Origin of the sequence: Pseudomonas sp. HOU2, from assembly GCF_040729435.1 — a bacterium.
In the GTDB taxonomy this organism is placed as follows: Bacteria; Pseudomonadota; Gammaproteobacteria; order Pseudomonadales; family Pseudomonadaceae; genus Aquipseudomonas.
Genome location: NZ_CP160398.1, coordinates 3185625 through 3210569, shown reverse-complemented (window position 1 = coordinate 3210569; position 24945 = coordinate 3185625). Strand labels below are relative to the sequence as shown.

Here is a 24945-nt window from a genome sequence, read left to right as displayed (position 1 = left end):
GAATACAACAATGTCCAAGAAGATCTTTGTCACCGATACCATCCTGCGCGACGCTCACCAATCGCTGCTCGCCACCCGCATGCGCACCGAAGACATGCTGCCGATCTGCGACAAGCTCGACAAAGTCGGCTACTGGTCTCTGGAGTGCTGGGGCGGCGCGACGTTCGACGCCTGCGTACGCTTTCTGAAAGAAGACCCATGGGAGCGCCTGCGTCAACTGCGCGCCGCGCTGCCCAACACCCGCCTGCAAATGCTCTTGCGTGGGCAGAACCTGCTGGGCTACCGCCATTACAGCGATGACGTGGTCAAAGCGTTCGTCGCCAAGGCCGCGGTCAATGGCATCGACGTGTTCCGCATCTTCGACGCAATGAACGACGTGCGTAACCTGCGCGTGGCCATCGAAGCGGTGAAGGCTGCCGGCAAACACGCTCAGGGCACCATCGCCTATACCACCAGCCCGGTGCACACCATCGACGCGTTTGTGGCGCAGGCCAAGCAGATGGAAGCCATGGGTTGCGACTCGGTGGCGATCAAGGACATGGCCGGTCTGCTGACACCGTACGCCACCGGCGAACTGGTTCGCGCACTGAAAGCCGAGCAGTCGCTGCCGGTGTTCATCCACTCTCACGACACCGCTGGCCTCGCTGCCATGTGCCAGCTCAAGGCCATTGAAAACGGCGCCGACCACATCGACACCGCCATCTCCAGCTTCGCCTCGGGCACCAGCCATCCGGGCACCGAGTCGATGGTCGCTGCGCTCAAGGGCACCGAGTACGACACCGGTCTTAACCTGGAGCTGCTGCAGGAAATCGGTCTGTACTTCTACGCCGTGCGCAAGAAGTACCACCAGTTCGAAAGCGAATTCACTGCCGTCGACACCCGTGTGCAAGTCAACCAGGTACCGGGCGGGATGATCTCCAACCTCGCCAACCAGTTGAAAGAGCAGGGCGCGTTGAATCGCATGGGCGAAGTGCTGGCGGAAATCCCGCGGGTGCGTGAAGACCTCGGCTTCCCGCCGCTGGTGACCCCGACTTCGCAGATCGTCGGCACTCAGGCGTTCTTCAACGTACTGGCCGGCGAGCGCTACAAGACCATCACCAACGAAGTGAAGCTGTACCTGCAAGGCGGCTACGGCAAGGCGCCGGGCGTGATCAACGAGAAGCTGCGTCGTCAGGCCATCGGCAGCGAAGAGGTGATCGACGTACGTCCGGCCGATCTGCTCAAGCCGGAAATGACCAAGCTGCGTGCCGACATCGGCGCACTGGCCAAGTCCGAAGAAGACGTACTGACCTTTGCCATGTTCCCTGACATCGGCCGCAAGTTCCTCGAAGAGCGTGCCGCCGGCACCCTCGTTCCGGAAGTGCTGTTGCCGATCCCTGAAGCTGGCGGTGTGGCGAAGGCCGGCGGCGAAGGCGTGCCAACCGAGTTTGTCATCGATGTCCACGGCGAAACCTATCGCGTCGACATCACCGGTGTTGGCGTGAAGGCTGAAGGCAAGCGTCATTTCTACCTGTCCATCGACGGCATGCCGGAAGAAGTGGTGTTCGAGCCGCTCAACGAATTCGTCGGCGGTGGCAGCAGCAAACGCAAACAAGCATCGGCACCGGGCCACGTCAGCACCACCATGCCGGGCAACATCGTCGATGTGCTGGTCAAGGAAGGCGACACCGTCAAGGCTGGCCAGGCCGTGCTGATCACCGAAGCGATGAAGATGGAGACCGAAGTCCAGGCAGCGATTGCCGGCAAGGTCACCGCCATTCATGTGGCCAAGGGCGACCGGGTGAATCCGGGTGAAATCCTGATCGAGATCGAAGGCTGAGATAACTGCCGCGATTCAACGTTTTAAACCTCGGGGGGGCATGTGCTCCCCTTTTTTTCGCCTGCAATTGACCGTCCTCTGTAGGAGCTGCCGCAGGCTGCGATCTTTTGACCTTCAAGAGCAAAGTCAAAAGATCGCAGCCTGCGGCAGCTCCTACACGAGCGTTGTATCAGAACTCCATTCGCCACTGGCCGGTCACGCCGTAGCTGCGGCTATCAGAGCCGGCGTCGCCGCTGATGCCGACGCCCAGGGTGTTGCGAGTGGACAGCGTCAGGTCCAGACCTGCATCCAGGGTAAAGAGGTTGCGATCCATCCCGGCACCGATCACCTCGAAGCTTTTGCCACCCTTGACCAGTTGCTGGCGCGTTGCGTTATCGAGCTCGCCGTAGGTGTGTTTCATGCTCGCGCTCAGGCGCGGCGTCAACTGCATGCCGTTGGTCAGGTGACTGGTTTTCGCCAGGCGTAGGCCGATGGTGCTGCTCGGGTTCGCCCGGGTTTGCCCCTGAACCTTGAGCGCCGCATCGCCACCTTTCTCGGTGTAACCATCACGCTGGTAGCGTTGATAACCGACGCTGGCGAACGGTTCGAAGCTGACGTTGCCACGACCGAGGTTGTAGCCGACTTCGGCAAACATCTGCTGGGTGCTGGCGTCATAGCGGCTTTTGAGCCTGTCGCTGAAACCCTCGAAGGCAACGCGACGTTTGCCGCTACCGTCATGACTGCCGTACGAGGCCCCCAGGCGCAGGGCAAACGGTCCGTCCTGCCGCAGCGCGTAGGCGCCGAGATGCCAGCTGTCGAGATCACCGTCAAACTGTTGGGCATCAAGCCGGGTTTGCGCTTTCGCCCCTATCAGGCCGACATGCCACTGTTCGTCGAATTGCCAGTCGGCCCCCAGGACCAAACCTTGGGTGGAGTGTTTGAGGGCACTGTCGTAATCACGATCGACCGTGCCGCCATGTCCCAGAGCTTGCAGCCAGACTCGCCCGGAACCATCAGCTTTGCGATTGTCCAGCTGATGCATCGCCGAGAGCATGCTGGTGCTGACCGGAGCGGCGCTGCTCAGTGTGGCTTTGGCGAGGTTGGCGTTGCTGCCGGCGGCAAGTTGTTCGAGTGCCAGGCTCGCCGTTGGTGTGCTGGCGTCAAGCAGGGCGCTGATGGCGATATTTGACTGCGCGGCAGGCGTTTCGGGCTGCACTGGTTGGGGCAATGTCCCAGGCTCTTGCGGTTGCTGCGGTTGCTGCGGTTGCTGCGGTTGCTGCGGTTGCTGCGGTTGCTGCGGTTGCTGCGGTTGCTGTGGTGGAACGGAATTTCCTTCAAGGCTTTTTGCAAGTTTCTGAGCATTCGTGCTGTTTGCCAGATGCTCCAGAGGCCTGTCATGCAAAGGCTCAACCGGCATCCCTTGATCGGGTGTGCGATGTTCTCCATTGCTGGAAGAGCTGCCCGCCAATGGTTCGATGGCAGTTTGGGCTGGACTTGGACTGATAACTTCTTCAATCGTGGAGAGGCCGCCCGACTCGACGGGCGGCTTTGGCTTTGTTTTACGCGGCTTTTTGGGCTTGGCTTCTACTGCAGTTTCGACGACCGGAATCTCCGGTTGTTGGGCGATGGAAACGTTGCTCCATCCGATTGCCAGTGCAATCGCCACGGCGAGTTGGAGGGGGCGAAGCTGGTAGTGTCCGGGCATGAGTCGGGCCTCTCTGGATAGGAGACCCCACTCTATTTTTGCTGCAAAAAATCCGCTGTCGGCTGCTTCTCGCAGCCTTGCAGGCGACATCGGAGCTTCACCGTAGAAAAGGGTCGCAAGACCTGCGATCGGTGTTTTTACTCGAACCCCGCGGGGCCTTTTCCTACACCAGATCCAGACGCCGCCGGCTGTTCAAGGATCAGAAACTCATCTGCCACTGCCCGATCAGTCCATGGTTGCGGCTGTTGCTGCCGATCTCGCCGCTATAGCCCAGCCCCAGGGAGTGTCGTGCCGAAATGCCCACATCCAGCCCTGCTTCAAGTACCAGGCTGTCGCGATCCAGCGCGCTGCCATCAACATTGAATGCCGTGCCGCCGACCACGAATGCCTGACGCGTCGAGCTGCTGACATCGCCGTAGGTGTGCTTCCAGCCTGCGGCCAGGCGCGGGGTCAGGCTCATGCCGTTGTCGAGGCTGCTCAGGTGCGCCAGGCGCAGGCCGAGGGTGCTGCTGAAGTTGTCCTGGGTCTGGCTGTCGACGTCCAGTGCGGCGGCACCTCCCTTTTCCTGGTAACGGTCGCGGTGGTAGCGCTGGTAGCCGAGGCTGGCGAACGGCTCGGCGCTGAGACGGCCGCTGCCCATGGCGTAGCCGAGTTCGGCGAAGGCTTGCTGGCTGTCGGCGTCATAATCGCCCTTGGGCCGATCACTGAAACCGTTGAACGCCACGGTGCGTCTGCTTTCGCCCTGATGGCCGCTGTACGCCGCGCCAAGGCGCAGAGAAAACGGGCCGCTCTGGCGCAGTGCGTAGACGCCGGCGTGCCAGCTCTCGACGTTGCCATCGACACCGGTCGCGTCCAGATCAGTCTTCGAATAACCACCGAGCACACCGAGGCGCCATTGCGGGTTCAGCGCCCAGTCGGCACCCAGCACGCTGCCCTTGGTGCGTTGCTCCAGGCCACTGTTGCCATGCTCGCCGTCGAGCTTGCCGTAGCCGCCGATGGCTTGCAGCCACAGGCGTCCGCGCGCATTCGGATCATTCAGATTGCGCGCCTCGGTCGGTATGCCATTGGCCGCCAGCACCGGTGTTTCGCGCTGATCGAGGCCGACCATCAATCCCGGGCTGCCGCCCATCTGCTGCATCGCCGCAAGCATGCTGTTGCCCACTTGACTGCTGGCGCCGAGGGTGGCGCTGGTCAGGTTGGCATTGCTGGCGCCGGCCAGTTGCTCGATCGCCGCGCCAGCGGTGCTTTGGGTGGTGTTGAGCAAGGCGTTGTACAGCGCGTTGTTGTTGCCCATTGAAGCGAGGCTGCTGGCCGCGTTGCCGCCGTTGCCGGTTGCCGCGAATTGGCTGAAGGCTACGTCATTGCGGGTGTAGGTCAGATCGACCTGCGTCGGGGTGTAGGCCAGGGTAGGCGTGAGGAATGCGTAATCGCTGGTGACCTTGCCGAACGTGCCGTTGACGCTGGCCGCTTGCAGCACGGTGTAATGGCTCTGCCACGGATAGGTGCCGCTGCCGGGATTCACCGCCAGGGTCGCACCGTTGAGAAAGGCAATGCCGCCGACCTGCACCGGGGCGCTGCTGCCGTCGGCGTTGACGCCGTAGGCAAGGGTCGATCCGCTGCCCATGTTCAAATCATGCACGATGCTTGCGCGACCGAGGCTGGTGTCGGTACGCAGCGTACCGTTGACGTTGAGGCTGCCCACCGAGCCGCCACCGGCGTACACACCGCCGGCGTCTACCGTCAGGTTGCCGGCGATGCCGCCCTGATTGATCAGGGTGGCGCCATTGCGCACCGCACCGCCGTCGCTGAAATCGCCGTTGCCGGTGAGTGTCCACGCACCTTGCCGGACTTCCAGCCACTCGAAATCGCGGCTGGCACCGAAGCTGCCGCCCGCCACGTCGTCCATCACCACCCGGTCATAACCGCTGCCGCCATCGACCACGCCGACGAAACGGCTGCCATTGCGCAGGGTCAGGCTGTCATTGCCGCCGCCCAGGTCGAGCGCCAGGCCGTTGCTGCCACTGATGGTGCCGCCGTTGATCACGGTGTCGGCGAACTCGCCGACGAATGTCACGCCGAAGCCGTCGAGGCCTTGAATGGTGCCGTAGTTCTCCAGAGTGGTCGCCGCCAGCCCCGATCCGCCGCTGCCGTCGTCCACCAGAATGGCGCTGTTGGCGCCGCTGATCAGTGCGCCATTGGCGTTGAGAATATGGCCGCCGCCGAGGGCGATGCCCTCACTGCCGTTGGCGAACCCGCCCTTGTCCACGCCCCCGGCGCCAACGCCCTGGATGGTGCCGTAGTTTTCGATGTGAGCGATCTTGTCGATGTCCACGCCATCGCCATCACCGTTCGCTTGCAGCCCAGAGTAGGCGCCGGTAATGGTGCCGTGGTTGATCACCGTGCCGTCGCCGTCGGAGCCGAACCCGGAACCGTTGCGCCCGGTGATTTGCCCATAGTTGACCAGCGTCGCCCCCAGGTCGGTGGTGATGCCATGGCGGCCGCCGGAAATCACTCCGTAGTTGGTCACGCTGACACCGCTGGCCGAGTCGATGTCGATACCGTCGAATTTCTCGTCGGCGTTGTGCGAGTCACCGGTGGAGATTTCGCCGTAGTTGGTGATGGTCGCGTTGGCGCCGGTCTTCATGCCGTCGCTGGCATCGCCGCGAATCAGCCCGCCCGCACGGTTGATGATGGTGGTCCTGACCCCGTCGCTGCGCAGGGCATCGAGGTCCAGACCCTGGCCGGTGGTGGAGCGAATCACGCCGCTGTTGTCGATCAACAGGCTGCCGCTGACGAAATTGCTGTCGATACGCAGCGCGTCGTTGGCACCGAGAATCTGCCCGCCGCTGCGGTTGTAGATGGTGTAATTACGCGCCTTGGTTTCGTCACCACTGCTGTCGATGGCCCGTCCCCCGGTCGAAACGATTTTCCCCGCGTTATCGATGACCACACCGGCGCCGCTGGTCTGGTCTTTAAGGCTCACAGCCTTGCCGCTGCCGGTGATGCTGCCCGGTGCCGAAATCGTCAGCGTGTCGCTGCCGCCAAGGGTTTGCGAAGCGGTGGTGGCGCTGTCGATCTGCACGGTTTTGCCGTGGGCGGTGCCAGCGGTAATCAGCAAAACGGCGGCGAGGGACAAGCGCTGCGGCGGGAAGGTCATGAGTGAACGGCCTTTTGTTATAAGCGGGCCGTCCTGTATAGCGAAGGGTTTTTACAGAATGATGTATTGAGCCCTGTCTGCATTATTTTGCGGATAGGCTGCATGGGAAGCGGCTGAATCTGCATTTTGTTGCAGATTTAATTTCTCTGCCGACTGATGGAATGCACTATATTGCATCTACTATCAAAGCTAGCCATGTAGAAATGCATTTAAATGCAGGTGAAAGGCATGTACCAGCTGACATTGCAAATATATACGGCCAGTGAATGGCACGACGCCATGGTGCTGAGCTTCGATGATCCCGAAAAGGGTTTTGAAAGTCGCTGCAGTTTTGGTTACGAAGCGGCATACCTTGTCGAAAATATTGACGCCATAGGGTCGCCGTTTTCGCAGGCAGTCAGTGCGCTGTACCCTCTGGACTGGGAAGGTCGGCGCTCCGGCACGCCATCCTTTGTGCACGACATCGCTCCTGCAGGCGCGGCCAAGAGGTTTTTGCTTGCGCGACTGGGGCAAGAAAAGCCGGCCGATATCAATGCCGATCTATATCTGCTTGGCCGTAGCACTCCCGCTCCTATCGGCAACATGCGAATCAAAGAGTCGGCCGAGGCCGTAGATGAGCGTAAGCCCATCGGATTCAAGCGTGAGGATGTCATTCATCGCGATAACCGTTTTCTTGAATACGCCTACGAACTGGGTGCGGCGATTGGCGGTGCTACGGGCGCTGGTGGCGAAGCACCGAAGCTGTTGTTGGCCGAGAACAAGGCCGGTCTTCTGTACCCCGATGCAGTATTGGGCGACGAAGAAGTCCGACAGCACTGGTTTGTGAAGTTTTCCAGAAACTGGGGAGGTCTGACTGATCAGGACATCCTGCGAAGCGAATTTCATTACTACAGGGCGCTTCAGAAACTGGGTATCGAAACGATCGCGGTCGAGGGCCTGGCACTGGAAGAGGCGAACAAGCCGAGTTTGTGGATGCAGCGCTTTGATCGCAGAGTGGATGACGGATGCGTGTCGCGTCTTGCCGTCGAGTCGATCTATTCCCTGGCCCAAGTGACGATACCGGGAAGCGCGATGAATCATATGGAGGTTATCCGCATGCTGGCCGGGCTCTGGCGTAAAGCGGGGCAGGCAAGTCAGGTACCTGATCTTGTAGCTGATTACTTGCGTAGGGACTTGATCAACAAGATCCTCGGCAACTCGGATAACCATGGTCGAAACACCGCAATTATCCGTCAGGCAAATACATTTCGCCTCGCACCGATTTACGACCTGGCCCCCATGGTCATGGACGACGAAGGTGTGACCCGTACGACCAAATGGCCCAAGGAGCTGGAGAGGGCGGGAGACGTCGACTGGCTGGGAGTTTGCCGCGCATTGGCGGATATCGTCGAACCGGACGAGCCAATGGCGGCGCTATCTGATGCGCCCGTCCTTTTCGAACGGCTGCGCGAAGACGCACGACACCTGGCAGCGCTGCCGGACATTCTGACTGCCAGCGGTTTGCCTGACAGAACTATGAACCATCCGGGCGTTCATCTGAAAAATCTGGAGCAGCGTTTGAAAGAGTGGGATCTGAAATGAGCATGACGGTTGCCGAGCGCACAATGCTCATCGAAAGCATTCAGGAGGCGCTGACTCAAGGGACACTGGAGATCGGCGAAGCCGTTCGCCGTTTGCGGGTGGAAGTCACCGGGCTGCATCAAGCCCAGTTCGCGAAGATGTGCAAAATCTCGGTCCGCACGCTGGTGCATATCGAGCATGGTGAAGGTAACCAGACGCTGAAGTCGCTGAACGCGGTATTTGGTCCGTTCGGGATGAAGATGGGTGTCGTAAAAATCCGCCGTGACATTGGTTGAAGATCAAAAGATCGCAGCCTGCGGCAGCTCCTATACAGGTCGGTTACACCCCTGTAGGAGCTGCCGAAGGCTGCGATCTTTTGCATTTACAGACTCAGGAACGGCACTCGACCAAACCTTTCACCTGCCCGGTCGGCGTCTGGTTGGCATCGCTCAACCACTGCTCGAACCCTACCGCAATCGCCGGCCACTCCGAATCCAGGATCGAATACCACGCGGTATCGCGGTTCTGCCCTTTGACCACCATGTGCTGGCGGAACACGCCTTCGAAGCTGAAGCCCAGGCGTTCGGCGGCGTATTTGGAGCGGGCGTTGCCGTTGTTGCACTTCCACTCCAGGCGCCGGTAGCCCAGCTCGAAAGCGTGTTTAGCCAGTAGATAAACGGCTTCGGTGCTCTTCGGCGAGCGTTGCATCGACGCGCCGAAGGTCACGTGGCCGATCTCGATGCGGCCTTGCGCCGGGACGATCGACATCAGGCTGAGGATGCCTTGCACCTGGCCTGTGGCGCGGTCGATCACGCTGAAGAAATATGGATCGCTGCTGGCCGCATGATTGTTCAGCCAGTCATTGAAAACGCTGCGCTCGGGGAACGGCCCATAGGGCAAGTAATCCCAGAGCTTCGGGTCGGCGCCGGGGCCTTCGAGGGCATTGAACAGATCGTCGCCGTGGCGTGCCGGATCGAGTCGTTCCAGACGGATGAAACGGCCTTCGAGCAAGGTCGCGGTGGGGGCGGGGACGCCTTTCCAGTCGGCAAGTGAAGTGGTCATGTACGCGGTTCCTTAAATGGCTTTGCGAAACTGGATGAATCCCGGGCGCTCGGCGATGCGCTCGTAGAGCTGGATCGCGGTGGCATTGGTTTCGTGAGTCAGCCAATGCACCTTGCAGCAACCATCGGCCTTGGCGGTGGCGTAGACGTGTTCGATCAGCAGGCGACCGACGCCAGTGCCGCGCGCGTGCTCCTCGACCAGCAAGTCTTGCAGGTAGCAGGAGTTTTCGATGCTCCAGTTCGAGCGGTGGTAGATGAAATGCACCATGCCCACTGCCTTGCCATCGGCCCAGGCGAGGGCGGCGTGGGTCGGTTCGCTCGGGTCGAGGAAGCGCTGCCAGGTACTGTGGGTCACTGCGTCTGGCAGTTCGCCTTTGTAGAAGCCCAGATAGGCTTGCCACAAAGGTAGCCAGGCGGCGTGGTCGCCGGCGGTGACAGGGCGGATGTCGATCTGACTCATGCTGATTTCCTTAACGCATCAAGTGGGCGAGGGTCTGGTCATTGATGTCGGGGCTGGCAGTCAGGCCTTCGCGCACGCCGGCAATGTCTTCGGCGCTGCGGTTCTGGCTGAGCTTGCGTTTGCCTTCGAGGCGGTCGATCGGGATGGCGAAACCGACGATGGCCTTGAGCATGCCGTCGATATAGTCGGCCGGCGCGTCGTCGACGTTCCACGGTTGCGCGCGACCGGCTTCATGGCGATCAGTCAGCGTGCTGACGATGTCGAGCAGGCGCCCGCCGTCGCTGAAGGTTTCGGCGTGACCGTAGGCGTGCACGGCGACGTAGTTCCAGGTCGGCACGACTTTGCCGTGCTCGGCCTTGCTCGGGTAAAACCCCGGGCTGACATAGGCGTCGGGGCCGGCAAATATCAGCATCGCTTCAGCGCCATCGCGCAGGTCTTTCCATTGCGGATTGGCTTTGGCCAAGTGCCCGTACAGCGTGCCGTTCGGGCCTTGTTCGCGGTGCAGCAGCACCGGCACATGGCTGGCTTGCAGACCGTTTTCACCGTTACTCACCAGAATCGCGAGACGGCTGGCGAGGATCAGTTCGTGCAGTTGCGACAGTTCGTCGATGGCAAAGGCGCGGGGCGTGTACATGGAGAGATTTTCCTTGGCGAATGCCTGCATCCTAGGCAGGCTATTGGTCTGTTGTAAGAGCCATTGATGACCAATTTCATAGGTCCATTGTCATGCCCGAATCGCCCACGCTGTCCATGCCATTCAATCCGGCCGGTATCGAACTCGACCGCCGTCAGGGTTTGAGCCGCCAGCTCTATCAGGCGCTGCGTCTGCGCGTGCTGGACGGGCGTCTGGCCAGTGGCACGCGGCTGCCGGCCAGCCGTGATCTGGCGGCGGCGTTGGCGATTTCCCGCAACAGCGTGGTGCGCGCCTACGATCAGTTGTACGCCGAAGGCTTCATCGAAGGCCGGGTCGGGGACGGCACGTACGTCGCCCAATTGCCGCAAAGCGCATTGCCCACGAAAAAACTGTCCACAAAAGTATCCACAGGGTTTTCAACAGGCTTACCCACAGCCTTATCCACAAATTGGCTGGATTTACCTGTGATTTCATCCAGTAAAGTTATCCACAGCGGTGCTGTGCAGCGCCTGGAAAACAACCATTTATCGTTGCCCCCCAGTGGTCCGCCGAAGGCATTTCGGGTCGGTGTTCCGGCCTTCGATCTGTTCCCGTTCGAGGTCTGGGCCAAGCTCAACGCGGCTTTCTGGCGCAAACCCGATCTGCAGCAATTGTGTTACGGCGATCCGGCCGGAGATCAGCGCCTGCGTGGATTGATCGCTGCGTATTTGCGCAGCTCACGCGGCATGCAATGCACCGCTGAGCAAATTGTGATCACCAGTGGCGCGCAGCAGGGCATCAGCCTTTGTGCACAGCTGCTGGTGGAGCCGGGCGATGCGGTGGGCATCGAGAATCCGGGCTACCGCGCGGCTGGCCATGCTTTTGCGGTGGCCGGCGGCCGGTTGCACGGGGTACCTGTGGATCAGGACGGCATTGATTGCACAGCGCTGGGGCAAATTGCCGACTGCCGCCTGGCCTATGTCACACCTTCCCACCAGTACCCGACCGGCGTGGTCATGAGCCTCGCCCGTCGGCTTGAGCTGCTGGCCTGGGCCGAGCGCAGCCAGGGCTGGATCATCGAAGACGATTACGACGGCGAGTATCGTTACAGCGGCGCACCGCTGGCTCCGTTGGCAGCGCTGGATCGTCAGGGCCGGGTGCTCTACGTCGGGACGTTCGGCAAGGTCGCTTTTCCGGCGTTGCGTCTGGGCTATCTGGTATTGCCGACGGGACTGGTGCAAGCCTTCGCGCGGCGCCGTGCGGTGGACGTGCGGCATTCGGAAGTCAGTACCCAGGCAGTGATGGCCGAATTCATGGCGGCCGGACATTTTCAACGGCATATCCGGCGCATGCGGCGCGCCGCCCTGAGTCGGCGCAACTGCCTGCTGGCGCATTGGCCGGACAACGTCGAGGGCGTCGCAGGCCTGCCCGCCGTGGCTGCCGGGTTGCACCTGACGGTCGCAGTGGACAACGTTGCCCGCGAGCGTGAGCTGATCGCCAAAGCCGAAAGTGTCGGGGTCGAGGTCAATGGCCTGAGCAGCTATTGGCTACCCGACTCCCAAACCCCGGCGGATCAGCGCGCCGGTCTGGTGCTGGGATTTGCCGCCGTGCCGGAGGTCGATATCCAGGGCGCTCTGGCACGGCTCCGCAGCGTCTGGTGCGACTGAGCGTCAGCTTTCGTCGGCTCCCGCATGGCGTGGGTGAAGGAACAGATCCCGCACCGCCGGACGAGTGATCCGGCGCAGCACGTTATCCACGGCATCGAAGCTGTCCAGTTCCTGGCGCACTTTCGCTGGCAGCTCCTGCAAAAAGCCATCGGCAACCTTTAGGTGAGCAGCCGTGAAGCGGTCGCTCGGATCGGTCAGCGTGTCGTAATGAAAGTGCGCGACCCACAACGGTTGGTCGTTGCGCGTCTTGTCGAGGATCCGGTACTCCTGAAAGAAGTCCTTGCGCTGCCGGGTGCGGATGCGTCCGCGCGGGTCTTTGACGATTTGCACCAGATGGTGTTCGTGCAGCCATTTCAGATAGCTCTCCCGGGGTTTGCGCGCGGTGAGCATGCTGCCGTAGACGTTGATGCCTTCACGACGCAGGCGGGCAGCGGCTTCTCGCAAGTCGGTCGTCAGTCTGCCGACTGGAAATTCAGCGCTTTTTCGGACAAGTATTGCCTGAACGTTTACCGCTGCCTGATCGAAACGGGTTGCCTGTTGATCGAACAGATCCTGCATGTCGGCCGGGATGCGCGAAGGCCGCTGCGCATCGGTGCGCAGGCGTTTGATGAAGGCGTCCAGTTCCGCGACCAGGGTCATCGCATTGCCGATCATCTGCGCATCGTCCAGCGTCGGGACGACGGCGGGGCGCTTGATGACGGAGCGGATCACCGGCATGTCTTCCGTCGCCTGGGGTTTGTCAGGGGACGCTGCCCGTGGTGTTTCGATGATGCGCGGCCGTGACTTGCTCACCTTGCCGATCCCGCGCGATGTCGACGGTGCCGGATCGAGCCTGGCCATGGCTGCGGTGGGAACCTCTTCCGGTTCCGGCAGAGCGATCAGCAGACGCTTGCGGGCCAACTGGTGAAAGTCTTCGACCAATTGCTGAACCCGCTGGAAGCGGTTCACTTCAAGTTGCGCGGAGGCGCTGGCCAACACCTCCTGCAAGCGGCGCTGGGCATCGGCCAGACGGTCGACCACGGCGCTCAGTTGCTCGACATCCAGTGCCCGGCTGTTGCGCCGCTCCACCAGCAGATGGCCGGCCTCGGCAGCCCCCTCGAACACCGGAACGATCAGTTGCCGCAGTGGATCGAGGACGCTGTCCGGTGCGTCGCTCAGCGACAGCTCGGTGGACATGCCGATTTCATTGGCGTGCAAATCGCGACGGGTGAACGAGGGCATCAGTCTGCGCAGCTCAGTCGCCACTTTGCGGGTTGCGCCGGTATGTTGGTCGAGTCTTTCCAGCGAGGTGTGCAACTGCGCAAGGCGCTCGACCATCTCGTCACTGACGGCGATGGCTTGGCGTGCGGCCTGCATCTGAGTCGCCCGCGAGCGGGTTTCCGGTGGTTCCGAGGTGCTCAGTTGCGGCGCGACGATGCGCGCGTATTCGCGCAACTTCATGCGCATCCAGCCGCTGAGATAGCGATGCTGTTCGACCGAGAAGCGCATCAGTTGCGACTGGTAGAACACCCCGGCACCACCGGCCTCTCGCCACTTTTCCAGATCCTGCAGAGCCTGACCGTAGGCACTGGCCAGTTCGTCGGCCTTGGCGATGTACGCGATCACGGCAGCTTCGGACATAGGCTCCGCCGGATCGCTGTTCTCCAATGGTTGCAAGGCTTCGTCGAGGCTGGCCTTGCGCCGGGCTTCCTGTTCGATGAACCGGTGCAATGCCGCCCATGCCTCATCCTTGCGGGTGGCGCGCTCACGCCGCAGGGCCTCGATCCTTCCGGTCGGGCCGCCACCGCGCAGGCGCAGCTTGAGATCCCAGTTCCACAGAGCGGTCTCGGGATCGAAACGAATGCACAGACCGGAATGCCCCGCGTTGTGCGGATCGACGATCAGCACCGGTTCGTCGCCCTCGGCGCTGACTTGAAACCAGCGTGTTCCGACCCGCGCATAGAGTTTCCCCGAGGCCTCATACAGGTGGGCGGCATTGACGCGTGCATTTTCCGGCAGCGCCGGCCGTGGGACTTCCAAGCGGTCAAGGCGTTGCACAAAACTTGCGTGTGCATCAAACCGTACTGGCGCGGAGTGTGCGAGCAAGGACCGATGCGCCTCGGGCGGGCGGGCGCCCCACGCCGCGGTGTCCTGCGTGATAGTCGGCGTGTTACCGGGAAGCAGTGGCGCTTTGGCGGGTTCTGCATAGTGTGTGCGAGTCGTCTGTGGAATTTCGTTGAGCGGCCCCGAGAGTCGAATGCGCCGTACTGACGCTTTCTGCGCGAGCAGGATGCCCAGTGTCAGCAGCACGTCGCCGATCGAAGACCACTCGACCGCAGCATTGCCACGCTCATGGGCATCCAGTGCCTGCTGGACCTGGCTGACGGTCTGCCAGACCCAGACAGCCGTGCCCGCCGGGCCGCCGAGAAAGTTGCTGGCCACACCGAAGATGGCCCAGCCGCTGTCAGCCAACAGCGTCCAGCGCCGCTCGGCATTGGACGTCGATTGGCGATCGGCGAGGTCGGCCATGGCCTGGCTGTTGCTGGCGAACAGCTGCGAAAACACATCGCCGCTCAGGGGCGAATTCGCCAGGTCGACGGCGGAGGTCAGGTCAAGGTGCAGAAAGGGTTCGAACGCCAGTTCGGTAATCGTCCATGGCGAGGGCAGCCCGGCGGAAAACACATACTGGGCGTACTCGAAACTCAATGCCGGAGTGGGCAGCCAGGCCAGCACCGAATCGCGCAATTCACCCGCCTGGTAAAACGCGTACAGCATGTTCTGTTCCGAGGGGAACTGACGCAGCGATTGCTCAAGCAACGGTCGGTAAAGCAGGCATGGGCCACTGGCGCCGGCGCGCGGCCCGATGATGTACATGTTCGCCACCGTGTCCGGCGTACTGCCCAGGCGAAAGCGCGGGACGAAGGCCAGGGGCCGGATCTGCACCGGCCATTCGGAGGCGGGGGATTTGGCGGCGATGCAGTCGATCAATTGGCGAACCAGACGATAACCCTGTTCGTCGACATCACCCTTGCGCTTGAGCTTGCACTCCAGCGCCAGCATCGGCAGCAGCTGCGGCAACTGTCGGCTGTAACGGATCCTGTGGCGCCCGGCCTGCACCGGGTCGTCGATCAGGGTACGCTTGATCAGCGTTGGATAACGCTCGCCAATGTTGACCGCGCTGGCCATGCGTGACAGCAGTTTTACCGTCAGCCAGTCCGGCGTGGCGCTGCCGTCGGCGTAGGCGACCGTGGCGAGGTAAGGACGGGTGTTATGCAAGGCGAATTCGCCGAGGGTCTGGACACTGACGCTGGTCGGATCAGGCAGGGTCAGACCGCCGGCTTCGAAGCTTTGGGTCAGGGTGATCCGTACATCATCGAGGCGCAGTTGCAGGGTGTCGGCAGCGGGTCGCTCGGCAACGATGGCGGCGCGCATCTGTTGCTGGGCGTAGTCCAGAATCAACGGGACCTCGCGGTATTCGAAGTACTGGCTGTCGGACTCGCCACGCAGGCTGCCCAGGTCGCTCAGATAACCGCTGTAGGTCTGGATGTCGTCCAGCGATCCTGCCAGCAGCCATTGCGGAATCGCCCTGTCCAGTTGCTCGATGCGCGCGTCGTCATCTGTCCTGGAGTCGGTATCGCCTTCGCGCGGGTGTGAAAAGAATTTGGCCAGGGGCGAGCGACTGCCCGGATCGAGGGCATCGATCGAGTCGATCTGACAGCTCACCAGCGCCTGAACCATGGCATCGAAAATATTCCCGTCGGGTTCATAGAGCCGCCATTTCAGACCCTGACCGCGCAAGTCGATGTCGATGCGCTCGGGCAGGGTGGCGCCCAATTGCGCCATGGAACCGAACGATTCATAGCCTTCTTCGATGGTGAACAGCGCAAGCAACTCGCGACCGCCCAGCGTTGCGCTGAGCACCAGCGCGCCGGCCAGCATCAAGTGCTGCGTCTGGATGCTCTCGGCCTGATCAAACACCAGGTCGAGATCGATCAGGCGGGCGCGCACGTTCGTCAGTTCGGCGCTGGTCGAAGCGCGCGATGTGTTGTCCGGGTGTTGTGCGACGAGGCGGGCGAGGCGGCACTCGTGCGCATCCCAGCCATTCACCGATTGTACGTTCAGCGCCTGTTGCAGGGTGTCAGCCAGTTGTTGCCAGCGCGGTTTCTGCTCGATGGTTTGATTCCAGTAATCGAGTTGGCTCTGCGCGAAGCCGGTGAACAGTACTGGGGCATTTTCGTTGAGCAACGTCGTCAGCGCATCCATGCCGGCCGGCAAATGCACCGGCTCGTCGGTCTGTGATGACAAGGTCAGGAAATGCTCACCTTCAATGCAGTTGGCCTTGGTCTGGGTGAACGCCAGGCGCGCCAGCATGTGAGTCAGCGATTCGTAACGACAGCTATGGCTGACCAGACTTTCGCCCTGTACCTGCCAGACCGGGGTCGCCAGCAAGGCGGTGTCGGGATCGATCTGCAGATCGGGAAACTGCGTAGTCAACGCCTTGCGCAACAGTTGTGCTGCGGCGTCGTGCAAGACCGGTCCGCCGCTGGTCTGTTCGACCAGGCGGCTTTTGTTCAAGAGTTGGGGAGCAATGTTCGTGCGGATTGTTTCACTCATGGGATCGCAACCGTTGGGCAGGTGGAGAGTGCGGCAATTGCCGTGTGCAACCGACAGTAGCGAGCGGTCCAGCCCCTCGGGTGGTAGATATGTATAGGTTGAAACAAGCCCGCGCGTGGCGGGCTTGCGTTGAGGCGCCGGCGATCAGGAGAAGAACAGCGCTTCAGCCTGTGAGCGGCTGATGCTGCTGCGATGGATCGCGATCAGCTCCTGGTTACTGCGATTCTCGCGCTCTACAAAGGCGCCGCCCAGGCGCCGTTGCTCAACGGTTTTCAGATGCGCGGCAGTGAAGGATGGCAACGGATCCGCCGGGTTGGTGTAGTGAAAATGGGCGTACCACAGGGCTTTTCCGCTCTTGCGGTCGAGTATCGGATATTCCAGCAGATAATCCTTGCGCGGGCCTTTGAGTCGGCGGCGCTCGGTGGTTTTACTGATCGTCACTTCGCCTTTGGCGAACAGCCATTGGACCCGTGCAGCAGTGGGCGGCTGCTGTTTGGTGATGTCGATTCTGGCGGCGCGACCTTCGGCATAAAGGGCAGTGGCTTCGTTGTCGAGTTGCTGACGCAGGCTGCTGGCCGTGGACGTTTTGCCGTCGGTGTGATTTCCGGCGGTCAAGGCCTGATCGATTTTCTCCATGGCCTCGCGCAGTCGCGTGGCATGTATGTAGTAAATTTCCTCGATCTCCGTCGGATTGCGTTGCGCCCGGGCAATGTGCGCCTGAGTGCGTTTTCTGAAGTCTGCCAGACCATTGAGCAACACCTGTGCAGCCTGCGTGCTTTTCGGCAGGTCGGGGCCGGGACGTGGTGATACCGAAGGTTTGGCCGGCACCCGTTCCACCCAGTTGCCCGGGGATTTCTCGTGGAAGGTGGCAATCACTTTTCCCGTCAACGGGGCGATCACATCCACCAGGTCACCGTCCTGTCCGCCGGCACTGCGACGGGGTTGCCCGACCAGTGTGCCCTTGTAACGGGTCTTGATGATTTTGCGCGCCGGTGTGACCGGTGACCTGGACGGCCCGGCGACCGGTTCCACCAGGCGCTGCTCGCGCAGCAGGGTCGACAAATGTTGCATCGCGTCCTGATGGAATTCGGCAACGTGGCGCTTCACGCTTTCAAGACGCTCGGCATTCAGGTGCTGCGGATACTCGGCGACGAGGTCGACAAATCGCTGGTCGATGACGTCGAATTGTTCCACCAGATTATTCATCGCCTCGACGCGTTCGCCGAGTTGCTCCAGGCCCTGTTCGGCGCTCAGATCCAGAGCGCTCTGAATGTTCAGCGATGCGTCTTCAATCAGGGTTTCCAGCGCGACGCGGGCGCCTTCGCGAAACTCACCCGCTTGTTCATTGAGGCACAGCTCCTGGCCAAGAGTGATTTGCAGCAGCTTCAGGTCCTCCAGCGAGAACGTTGGCAGCCGGGCCTTGTACTGGCGAGTCACCTCTACGGCCTCTTTGCCCAGCAGGCTCAGTTCGGCAAAACGGGTGTGGGCGAATTCGATCTTGTCGATGATCCCTCGGGTCAGGTCGGACATTTTATCGAAGGGCTCCGAACGCGCGGTATCCGTTTCATTGCCCGGCGCATCGAGCAGCACCAGGGTCACTTCCAGGCTTTGGCGAAATGCCGAGTAGGTTTCATCGATCCAGGCCTGCATGAGGAACAGTTGCAGGGAAATCCGGTCGAGCATCGCGGTGCGGTAGTTGGGCACCGCTTCGAGGATGTTCAGGGCCTTCAGGCTATCGATGTGGACGGTATATTCCTTGACCTGTGAGTCGAGCGTATCGAGAAACTGCTGCCGGGCGCTTGCTGCAGTTTCCGGCGTGGCTTCCAGCATGGCGCGGCGTACCGTGACCAACTGGCTGCGTTTGTCTGCCAACCCGGCGTCGAATGCTGCGATTTCCTGCTTTTTCTGGCGTAACGATTCGGCGTTCTGTTGCTGCAACGCTTTGCGCCGACTTTTCAGCCCTCCGCCGCGCAGGCGCAAGCGCAGATCGACAAACCACTGTCCCCGCGCATTGGCGATCAACAACGGCCCGCGGCGTGGCGGTTGCTGACGGGTATCGATGATCTGCACGTCGTCATTGTCGTTGAGCGCGACTTCGAACCAGCGCGCGCCGACCTCGGCGTACCATTTTTCCCCCGCCGTGCGCAGGTGACGGTACGCGCCGTCGGCAGCTGCCGGGCTCAGGCCCTCGGGTTGGCTGATCTTGAGGCTGTCGAGCAACAGGCCCAGGCTCGAAGGAGAGCCGGCCGACAATGCGCCCTGGGTGTGCAGCGCCGGCGTGTGATGGTCCGGCAACTCATGCCCGACGATATCAGGTAATCGCGCGACGCGAAGGGCGTCTGGCTTGGGCGGCTTGCTGACTTCTCGGGTTGGCTGGGTAATCGTGGAGGCACTGCGTTGCGGTTTTTTGCGCGTGGCCGCGCGGTGGGCGAGCGCCATGCCCAGCGACAGCAGGAGGTCGGTCAGTGCAGTCCAGTCCAGAGCCTGCTGTTGTTCTTGAACGTCGCTGACTTCTTGCAGGTCATCCATGATCTGCCAGATCCACGCCGCAGTGCCGACACCGCGTCCGAGAAACGGCAGGGCGGCATTGAACAATGCCCAGCCGCCACGTTTGAGCGTGGCCCAACGCGCTTGAGCATTGGACACAGCGCTGCGATCAGCCTGCGCGATCAGCGCGTCGGCATTAGCCTTGTACAGGGTCGCCAGCAGATCCTGCTCGATGACTCGGTTGCCCAGCGTCAGGGCGGCGGTCGGTTCCGGTGCCGACGTCGGGTCGACCAGCAGCTGCGGTATCGTCCATACCGAAGGCAGCGCACCGGGAAAGACATATTGCGAGTAATTGAAACGCACGCGGTCCGGTAGCCAGGCGAGTACCGACTGGCGCAGCGAGCGTGAATGGCGGATGGCATACAGCAGGTTCGCGGTTGACGGGAATTGCAGCAGTGGTGCGTCGAGCAGTGGCCGGTAAAGCAGGCAGGGGCCCTTGCTCATGTCGCGCGGGCCGATCACGAACATGTTGAGCACTTCGTCGGTCTGCCCGCCGGTGACGAACCCCAGCGGGCGAATCACGATGTCCTGACCGTCGACGCGCCTGTCCACCGCCGCGCTGGCCAAGGCTGCCAGGACATACCGATAGCCGAGCTCATCGAGCCCGGCCTGACCGCGGATTTTGTACTGCAACGCCAGCAGCGGCAGCTCGAGGGGCAATTGGCGGCTGTAGAGTTGTCGCAGGCGCAAAGACCGGGACGGGTCATCAAGCAGCCTGTTTTTGAGCTCATCCGGATAGGTTTTGCCGATATCGACCGTGGTCACCAGGTTTTCCAGATAGGTCGGGGTCATCCAGGCCGGTACTGCGCTCGCCCCCTCGCGGTAGCGCACCGCAATGTTGCCCAGCGGCAGGCCGGCCAGATTCTGCAAGGCCAGTTCGACCAGTGACAGGGTCAGGGTCTGCTCCTGTTCGGGCGGAACGAAGGTACCCCAGACCACCACGCTGGTGACGGTGATTTCCACGTCTTGCAACCTGAAGTTCTGCGCCGGGGTCTGGCGGATGGCGCTGTTCAGTTTGCCCAGAGTGAAGGCCTGGATGCCGGGGAGCTCTTTTTGAAAGGTGCTTCCCTCGTTCTGCTGTTGCATGGCGACCAGATCCAGCAAGTGACGGCTGTAACGGGTCTGGTCGGCGGGTGCGGCGTTATCGAGCCATGGCGGCAACGAATGCTGGGTAACCGTAAACCGCGCAGGAGCTTGCTGCGCGCCAACGTCTGAATCGTCGGGCGCGCCATGGCGCGGAAGAAACACGGCGTCGGCAGGTCGCCGGAAAAAATCGATATCGCCAATTGCCTGGGCTTCCAGCGCAATCATCGCGCAGGCTTGCTGATCGAAAAAGTTGCCCGGCGGCTCGAACAATCGCCACCTGATGTCGATTCCGTCGACACCTGTCTCGACCGGCCATTGCAGTGATTTTTGCAGTTCCTCGAAGCTGTTGAAACGCTGAAAACCCTGAGTGATCGAGTGGCTGAGGATCAGCGTGCGTTGACCGACGGTGCCGACCAGCACGGCGGTGTCGAGGATGCTCAGATGGCTGCGCTGATTGCTCTCATCCAGATCCAGATCAATCAGACAGGCGCGGGTCTGGTAGGTGTCGGCAGGCAAGCGCAGGGTTTTCTCCGGCTGGTTGAACACGGCGCGGGCCATTGCCCGTTGATCCGCATCCCAGCCGTTGTCAGCGCTGACATTCCATACCTGCTGCAAGGTGCGTGACAGCTGGTGCCAGCGGGGTACGGCGGGGCTGACGGTTTCGTTCCAGTAATCGATCTGTTGTTCTTGCAGAGACTTGAACAGCAAGGGGGCGAGTTCGTTGAGCAGCGCACCCACGGTTTCCATTTTCACCGGCAGCTGGATTGCAGTCTCGACGCCGGGTTGTTCGGTGAGGAAGTGTTCGCCATCGATGAGCGTGACCGTCGTGCCGGACAGGGCCAGCCTGACCAGGATATCGGTCAGCGATTCGAACTGGCAGGGGCCGACATCGATCCGTTGTTTTTTGATCACCCAGGTCGGCGTACCGACCACGACCCGTTCCGGGTCGATCGCTTGCTGCGGGTACAGCCGCGTAAGGGCGGGCTTCAAGGCATTGGAAGCGACTTCGGTGAGGGAGGGGCCACTCACCAGTTGGGTGAGTATGTCGACAGCGCTGGGCGCGGTACTTTCGGGCATGACCATATCCTTGTCTGACGTTGGCGGCCTGCGGGCGCAGGGCCGGATGCAGCCAAGGTAGGACTGGGTTGCTGGCCTCGGGTGGTAGATAGATATCGCAGACAAAAAAAGACCCGCACGGCGGCGGGTCTTGTCGTCAGCGTTGGCTCAAGTCCCTGACTTGATTTTGGTCCAGGCCCGGGTGCGTGCCCGCTCGGCATCCCGCGGCAGCGGTTGCAGGGTGTAAAGCGTGCCCATCGCCGCATCGGTCGGGTACAGGTTGGGGTTGTTGCGGATCGCCGGATCGACCCGTTGCGTGGCGTCCTTGTTCGGGTTCGGATACCCGACGAAGTCGCTGACCGGCGCGATCACCGCCGGTTGCAGCAGGTAGTTGATGAAGGTGTAGGCGTCCTCGGTGTTCTTCGCGCCCTTGGGAATGGCGAGCATGTCGAACCAGATCGGTGCGCCTTCCTTGGGCAGACGCATGTCGACCACCACACCGTTCTTCGCTTCCTTGGCGCGGTTGGCCGCCTGCGAGAAACTGCCGGAATAACCGACCGCGACGCAGATGTCACCGTTGGCGATGTCGGCCATGTACTTGGAGGAGTGGAAGTAGGTGATGTACGGCCGGATCTTCATCAGCAGCGCTTCCGCCTTGGCATAGTCCGCCGGGTTTTTGCTGTTGGGATCCAGACCCAGGTGTTGCAGGGCCAGCGGCAGGATCTCCGACGGCGAGTCGAGCAGGGCGACGCCGCACTGCTTGAGCTTGCTGATGTTCTCCTCCTTGAAGATCAGGTCCCAGCTGTCCACCGGCGCATTCTCGCCCAGCGCGGCCTTGACCTTGGCCGGGTTGAAGCCGATCAGGATGGTGCCGTACATGTACGGCACGGCGAACTTGTTGCCCGGATCGTTAGCCTCGATCAGCTTCATCAGTTTCGGATCGAGGTGATTCCAGTTCGGCAACTTGCTGCGATCCAGCGGCTGAAACACCCCGGCCTCGATCTGCTTGGCGAGGAACACGTTGGACGGCACCACCACGTCATAGCCGGAGTTGCCGGTCAGCAGCTTGGCTTCCAGTGCTTCGTTGGTGTCGAAGATGTCGTAGACCAGTCTGGTCTGGGTGTTCTGTGCCTTGAAGTCTTCCAGCGCCTTGGGCGTGATGTAGTCGAACCAGTTGTAGACGCGCAGGGTGCGTTCTTCGGCGTGGGTGCCGACGCTGAGCAGCGCGGCGCACAGGGCTGGCGCAATGCAGTGCTTGAGTCGGTTCATTGTTCGAACCCTTCGAGCACGTTTACCGCGTTGATGCCGATTTCCTCCACCGCGTAACCACCCTCCATGACGAACAGCGTCGGTTTGCCGAGGGCGGCGATGCGTTTGCCCATGGCCAGGTAATCCGGGCTGTCGAGTTTGAACTGCGAGATCGGATCGTCCTTGAAGGTGTCGACGCCCAGCGACACGACGATGATATCGGCGCCGTAGCTGTCGATCTCGTTGCAGGCCTGTTCCAGTGCCGCGCTCCACACACCCCAGCCGGAGCCGGCCGCTAGCGGATAGTTGAAATTGAAGCCTTCACCGGCGCCTTCGCCACGTTCATCTTCGTAGCCGAGGAAGAACGGAAACTCGGCTTCCGGGTGGCCGTGGATCGAGGTGAACAGCACGTCGCTGCGCTCATAGAAAATCGACTGGGTGCCGTTGCCGTGGTGGTAATCGACGTCGAGGATCGCGACCTTCTTGTGGCCCGCATCGAGGAATGCCTGGGCGGCGATGGCGGCGTTGTTGAGGTAGCAATAACCGCCCATCAAGTCGCTGGCGGCGTGGTGTCCCGGTGGTCGGCACAGGGCGAACGCACTGTGTGCGCCACGCTGGATTTCCGCCTGGGCAGTCAGCGCCACTTGCGCTGCACTGTAGGCTGCTTGCCAGGTGCCGGCGGTGATCGGCGCGCCGCCGTCGAAGCTGTAGTAGCCGAGCTGGCCGTGCAGGCTGGTCGGTTTGATCTGCCGCAGCGTGCGGGCGGGCCAGGTGTAGGGCAGCAGGTCGCCGTCGGTGTTGAATTCGGTCCAGCGCGCCCACGCACCCTTGAAGAAGTCGAGGTAGTCACGGCTGTGGATACGCGCGATCGGCTCCAGGCCGAAATCCTTCGGTGCTTCCACCGGACCGAGATTCTGGTGCTGTACCCGTTGCAGCACGTGGTCGGCGCGCGACGGCATCTCGAAGCACGGCTTGAGCTGGCCGTCGATGAGTTCGCAGCGGCCGTGGTGCAGGTGGTGATCGTCCGAGTAGATTGTCAGCATTTGTTGTTCTCCGCAGGGGGCTGATTCGGTTACCTCCAGTGTTGCGGCGCGCGGCTAATCGGAGAACGGCAGGAAAGGCCAAAAGGGGATCAATATGGCCAAAAACACTGACCGCAATTCGCCCCTTGCTGGCGCAGGTTTGCACCTGCCATGGGCAGGCAATACACAATCCTTGTAGGAGTGAGCCTGCTCGCGATGGCGGTCTGTCAGCCAATATAAATGTTGAATGCTGGATGGCAATTGCGAGCAGGCTCACTCCTACAGGAGGTTCTCAGTGCGGGCGAAACTGGCTCGGCGCCACGCCGCTCCAGCGCACGAACGCATGGCGGAAACTCGCGGTCTCGCTGAAGCCCAGGGTCTCGGCGATGCGGTAGATCGGCAACTGATCTTCACACAGCATCTGCTTGGCCCGCTCGAAGCGCAGTTCGTCGAGCAGCTCCTGATAACTACTGCCCATGTCCTTCAGGTGCCGGCGCAAGGTGCGCGGCGAACATTTCATCTGCTGGGCCAGCCCCTCCAGGCCCGGCGCGGCGTTGAGCTGCGCACTGAGCAGCTGACGAATCCGCCCCAGCCACGCCTGCCGCCCGGTGAACTCGATGTTCTGTTTGCGGCAGCGGTCGGCCATGGCCTGATGGGTGATGCTGTCGGCCAATGGCAACGGTTGATCGAGCCAGCGCCGGTCGAAGGCGAAGGCGTTGTCCTTGGCGGCGAAGTGCAGCGGGCTGTCGAAGTGTTCGGCGTAGCTGTCGCGATAATCCGGCGCGGCATGTTCAAAGCGTGTCGCCAGCAACGGCAGCGGATGCCCGAGCAGGTCGTCACAGATGACTTTCAACGACACCAGGCAGAATTCCGCGTTGAACACCGCCATTGACGGACTCTCGCGGTAATCGGCGGCGACGAACCAGACCTGCTCGCCATCGTCTTCGAGGCGCAGTTCGAAAAGTGTTCCCAGCAGCGCCGGATAGCGAATCGCCAGGCGCAAAGCGTCACCTAAGGTGGCACTGGTGAGCAGGGCGTAACCGAGGATGCCGTAGCAGGAAACGTGCATCCGCCGGCCCAGTTCCAGGCCAATGTCATGCTTGAGCGCGACCGCGTTGGCGCAGACCTGCATTTCCTGATTGGTGGTGATACGCGTATCGGCACGGGCTAGATCCGCCGCACTGATGCCGCTGCCGGCCAGCAGCGCGTCGCTCGACAAGCCTTCGGCCTTGAAGGTGTTGAGCACCAGCGAGACGGCGTTGAGCGTGGTGAGGTGGGAGTGGAGCATGGGCGGCATCCGCTGGTTTTTGGCAAAAGTGCCAGCAAGTAGCGTGCCGCGCATGACGTCCCATACGCTGGCGAGACGTCATGC

Annotated in this window: 14 protein-coding genes; 4 read left to right on the top strand and 10 right to left on the bottom strand. The window is 61.7% G+C overall.

The features are described from left to right. The first annotated feature begins 10 nt into the window (after window positions 1–10). The gene (gene oadA, locus ABV589_RS14490; protein WP_367082129.1) at window positions 11–1819 is read left to right on the top strand and encodes a sodium-extruding oxaloacetate decarboxylase subunit alpha; all 1809 of its coding nucleotides are present in this window, start codon (window positions 11–13) and stop codon (window positions 1817–1819) included. Between the two features lie 169 nt (window positions 1820–1988). On the opposite strand, the gene ABV589_RS14485 is transcribed toward oadA, so the two are convergent. Next, the gene (locus ABV589_RS14485) at window positions 1989–3503 is read right to left on the bottom strand and encodes an autotransporter outer membrane beta-barrel domain-containing protein (protein ID WP_367086203.1); all 1515 of its coding nucleotides are present in this window, start codon (window positions 3501–3503) and stop codon (window positions 1989–1991) included. 199 nt (window positions 3504–3702) lie between these two features. After that, window positions 3703–6660: an autotransporter domain-containing protein gene (locus tag ABV589_RS14480; protein ID WP_367082128.1), complete on the bottom strand. Its 2958-nt coding sequence runs from the start codon at window positions 6658–6660 to the stop codon at window positions 3703–3705. A gap of 228 nt (window positions 6661–6888) precedes the next feature. On the opposite strand from ABV589_RS14480, the gene ABV589_RS14475 reads away from it, so the two are divergent. Both ABV589_RS14475 and ABV589_RS14470 read left to right on the top strand, forming a co-directional pair. After that, complete coding sequence (locus tag ABV589_RS14475; protein ID WP_367082127.1) at window positions 6889–8241, top strand: HipA domain-containing protein; 1353 nt, start codon at window positions 6889–6891, stop codon at window positions 8239–8241. Continuing rightward, window positions 8238–8516, top strand: coding sequence for a helix-turn-helix transcriptional regulator (locus ABV589_RS14470; RefSeq protein ID WP_007962249.1), 279 nt, complete (start codon window positions 8238–8240; stop codon window positions 8514–8516). The genes ABV589_RS14475 and ABV589_RS14470 overlap by 4 nt, the downstream gene beginning before the upstream one ends. A gap of 94 nt (window positions 8517–8610) precedes the next feature. Here ABV589_RS14470 and ABV589_RS14465 read toward each other — a convergent pair whose 3' ends face one another. From ABV589_RS14465 to ABV589_RS14455, 3 genes are read right to left on the bottom strand one after another with little or no spacing between them, the layout of a single operon-like run. After that, window positions 8611–9282 carry a GNAT family protein gene (locus tag ABV589_RS14465; protein WP_367082126.1) on the bottom strand — a complete coding sequence of 224 codons (672 nt, stop codon included), beginning with the start codon at window positions 9280–9282 and terminating at the stop codon, window positions 8611–8613. 12 nt (window positions 9283–9294) lie between these two features. Beyond that, window positions 9295–9741 carry a GNAT family N-acetyltransferase gene (locus ABV589_RS14460; protein WP_367082125.1) on the bottom strand — a complete coding sequence of 149 codons (447 nt, stop codon included), beginning with the start codon at window positions 9739–9741 and terminating at the stop codon, window positions 9295–9297. Between the two features lie 10 nt (window positions 9742–9751). Next, window positions 9752–10375 carry an FMN-binding negative transcriptional regulator gene (locus ABV589_RS14455; RefSeq protein ID WP_367082124.1) on the bottom strand — a complete coding sequence of 208 codons (624 nt, stop codon included), beginning with the start codon at window positions 10373–10375 and terminating at the stop codon, window positions 9752–9754. A 92-nt stretch (window positions 10376–10467) separates the two neighbouring features. Here ABV589_RS14455 and ABV589_RS14450 point away from each other — a divergent pair, with 92 nt between their 5' ends. Continuing rightward, on the top strand, window positions 10468–12021 hold the full coding sequence (locus tag ABV589_RS14450; RefSeq protein ID WP_367082123.1) for a PLP-dependent aminotransferase family protein: 1554 nt from the start codon (window positions 10468–10470) through the stop codon (window positions 12019–12021). 3 nt (window positions 12022–12024) lie between these two features. On the opposite strand, the gene ABV589_RS14445 is transcribed toward ABV589_RS14450, so the two are convergent. The 5 genes from ABV589_RS14445 to ABV589_RS14425 all read right to left on the bottom strand — a co-directional run bounded on the left by ABV589_RS14445 (window position 12025) and on the right by ABV589_RS14425 (window position 24861). Further along, the gene (locus ABV589_RS14445) at window positions 12025–16614 is read right to left on the bottom strand and encodes a hypothetical protein (RefSeq protein ID WP_367082122.1); all 4590 of its coding nucleotides are present in this window, start codon (window positions 16612–16614) and stop codon (window positions 12025–12027) included. 144 nt (window positions 16615–16758) lie between these two features. Beyond that, a complete protein-coding gene (locus tag ABV589_RS14440; protein WP_367082121.1) occupies window positions 16759–21324 on the bottom strand; it encodes a DUF6543 domain-containing protein in 4566 nt (1521 codons plus the stop codon). 147 nt (window positions 21325–21471) lie between these two features. Then, on the bottom strand, window positions 21472–22572 hold the full coding sequence (locus tag ABV589_RS14435; RefSeq protein ID WP_367082120.1) for a polyamine ABC transporter substrate-binding protein: 1101 nt from the start codon (window positions 22570–22572) through the stop codon (window positions 21472–21474). Beyond that, entirely contained in the window at window positions 22569–23594 is a 1026-nt protein-coding gene (locus ABV589_RS14430) for a histone deacetylase family protein (protein ID WP_367082119.1), read from the bottom strand. Before ABV589_RS14430 ends, ABV589_RS14435 begins: the two co-directional genes overlap by 4 nt. A gap of 271 nt (window positions 23595–23865) precedes the next feature. After that, a complete protein-coding gene (locus ABV589_RS14425) occupies window positions 23866–24861 on the bottom strand; it encodes an AraC family transcriptional regulator (protein WP_367082118.1) in 996 nt (331 codons plus the stop codon). Window positions 24862–24945 lie beyond the last annotated feature (84 nt).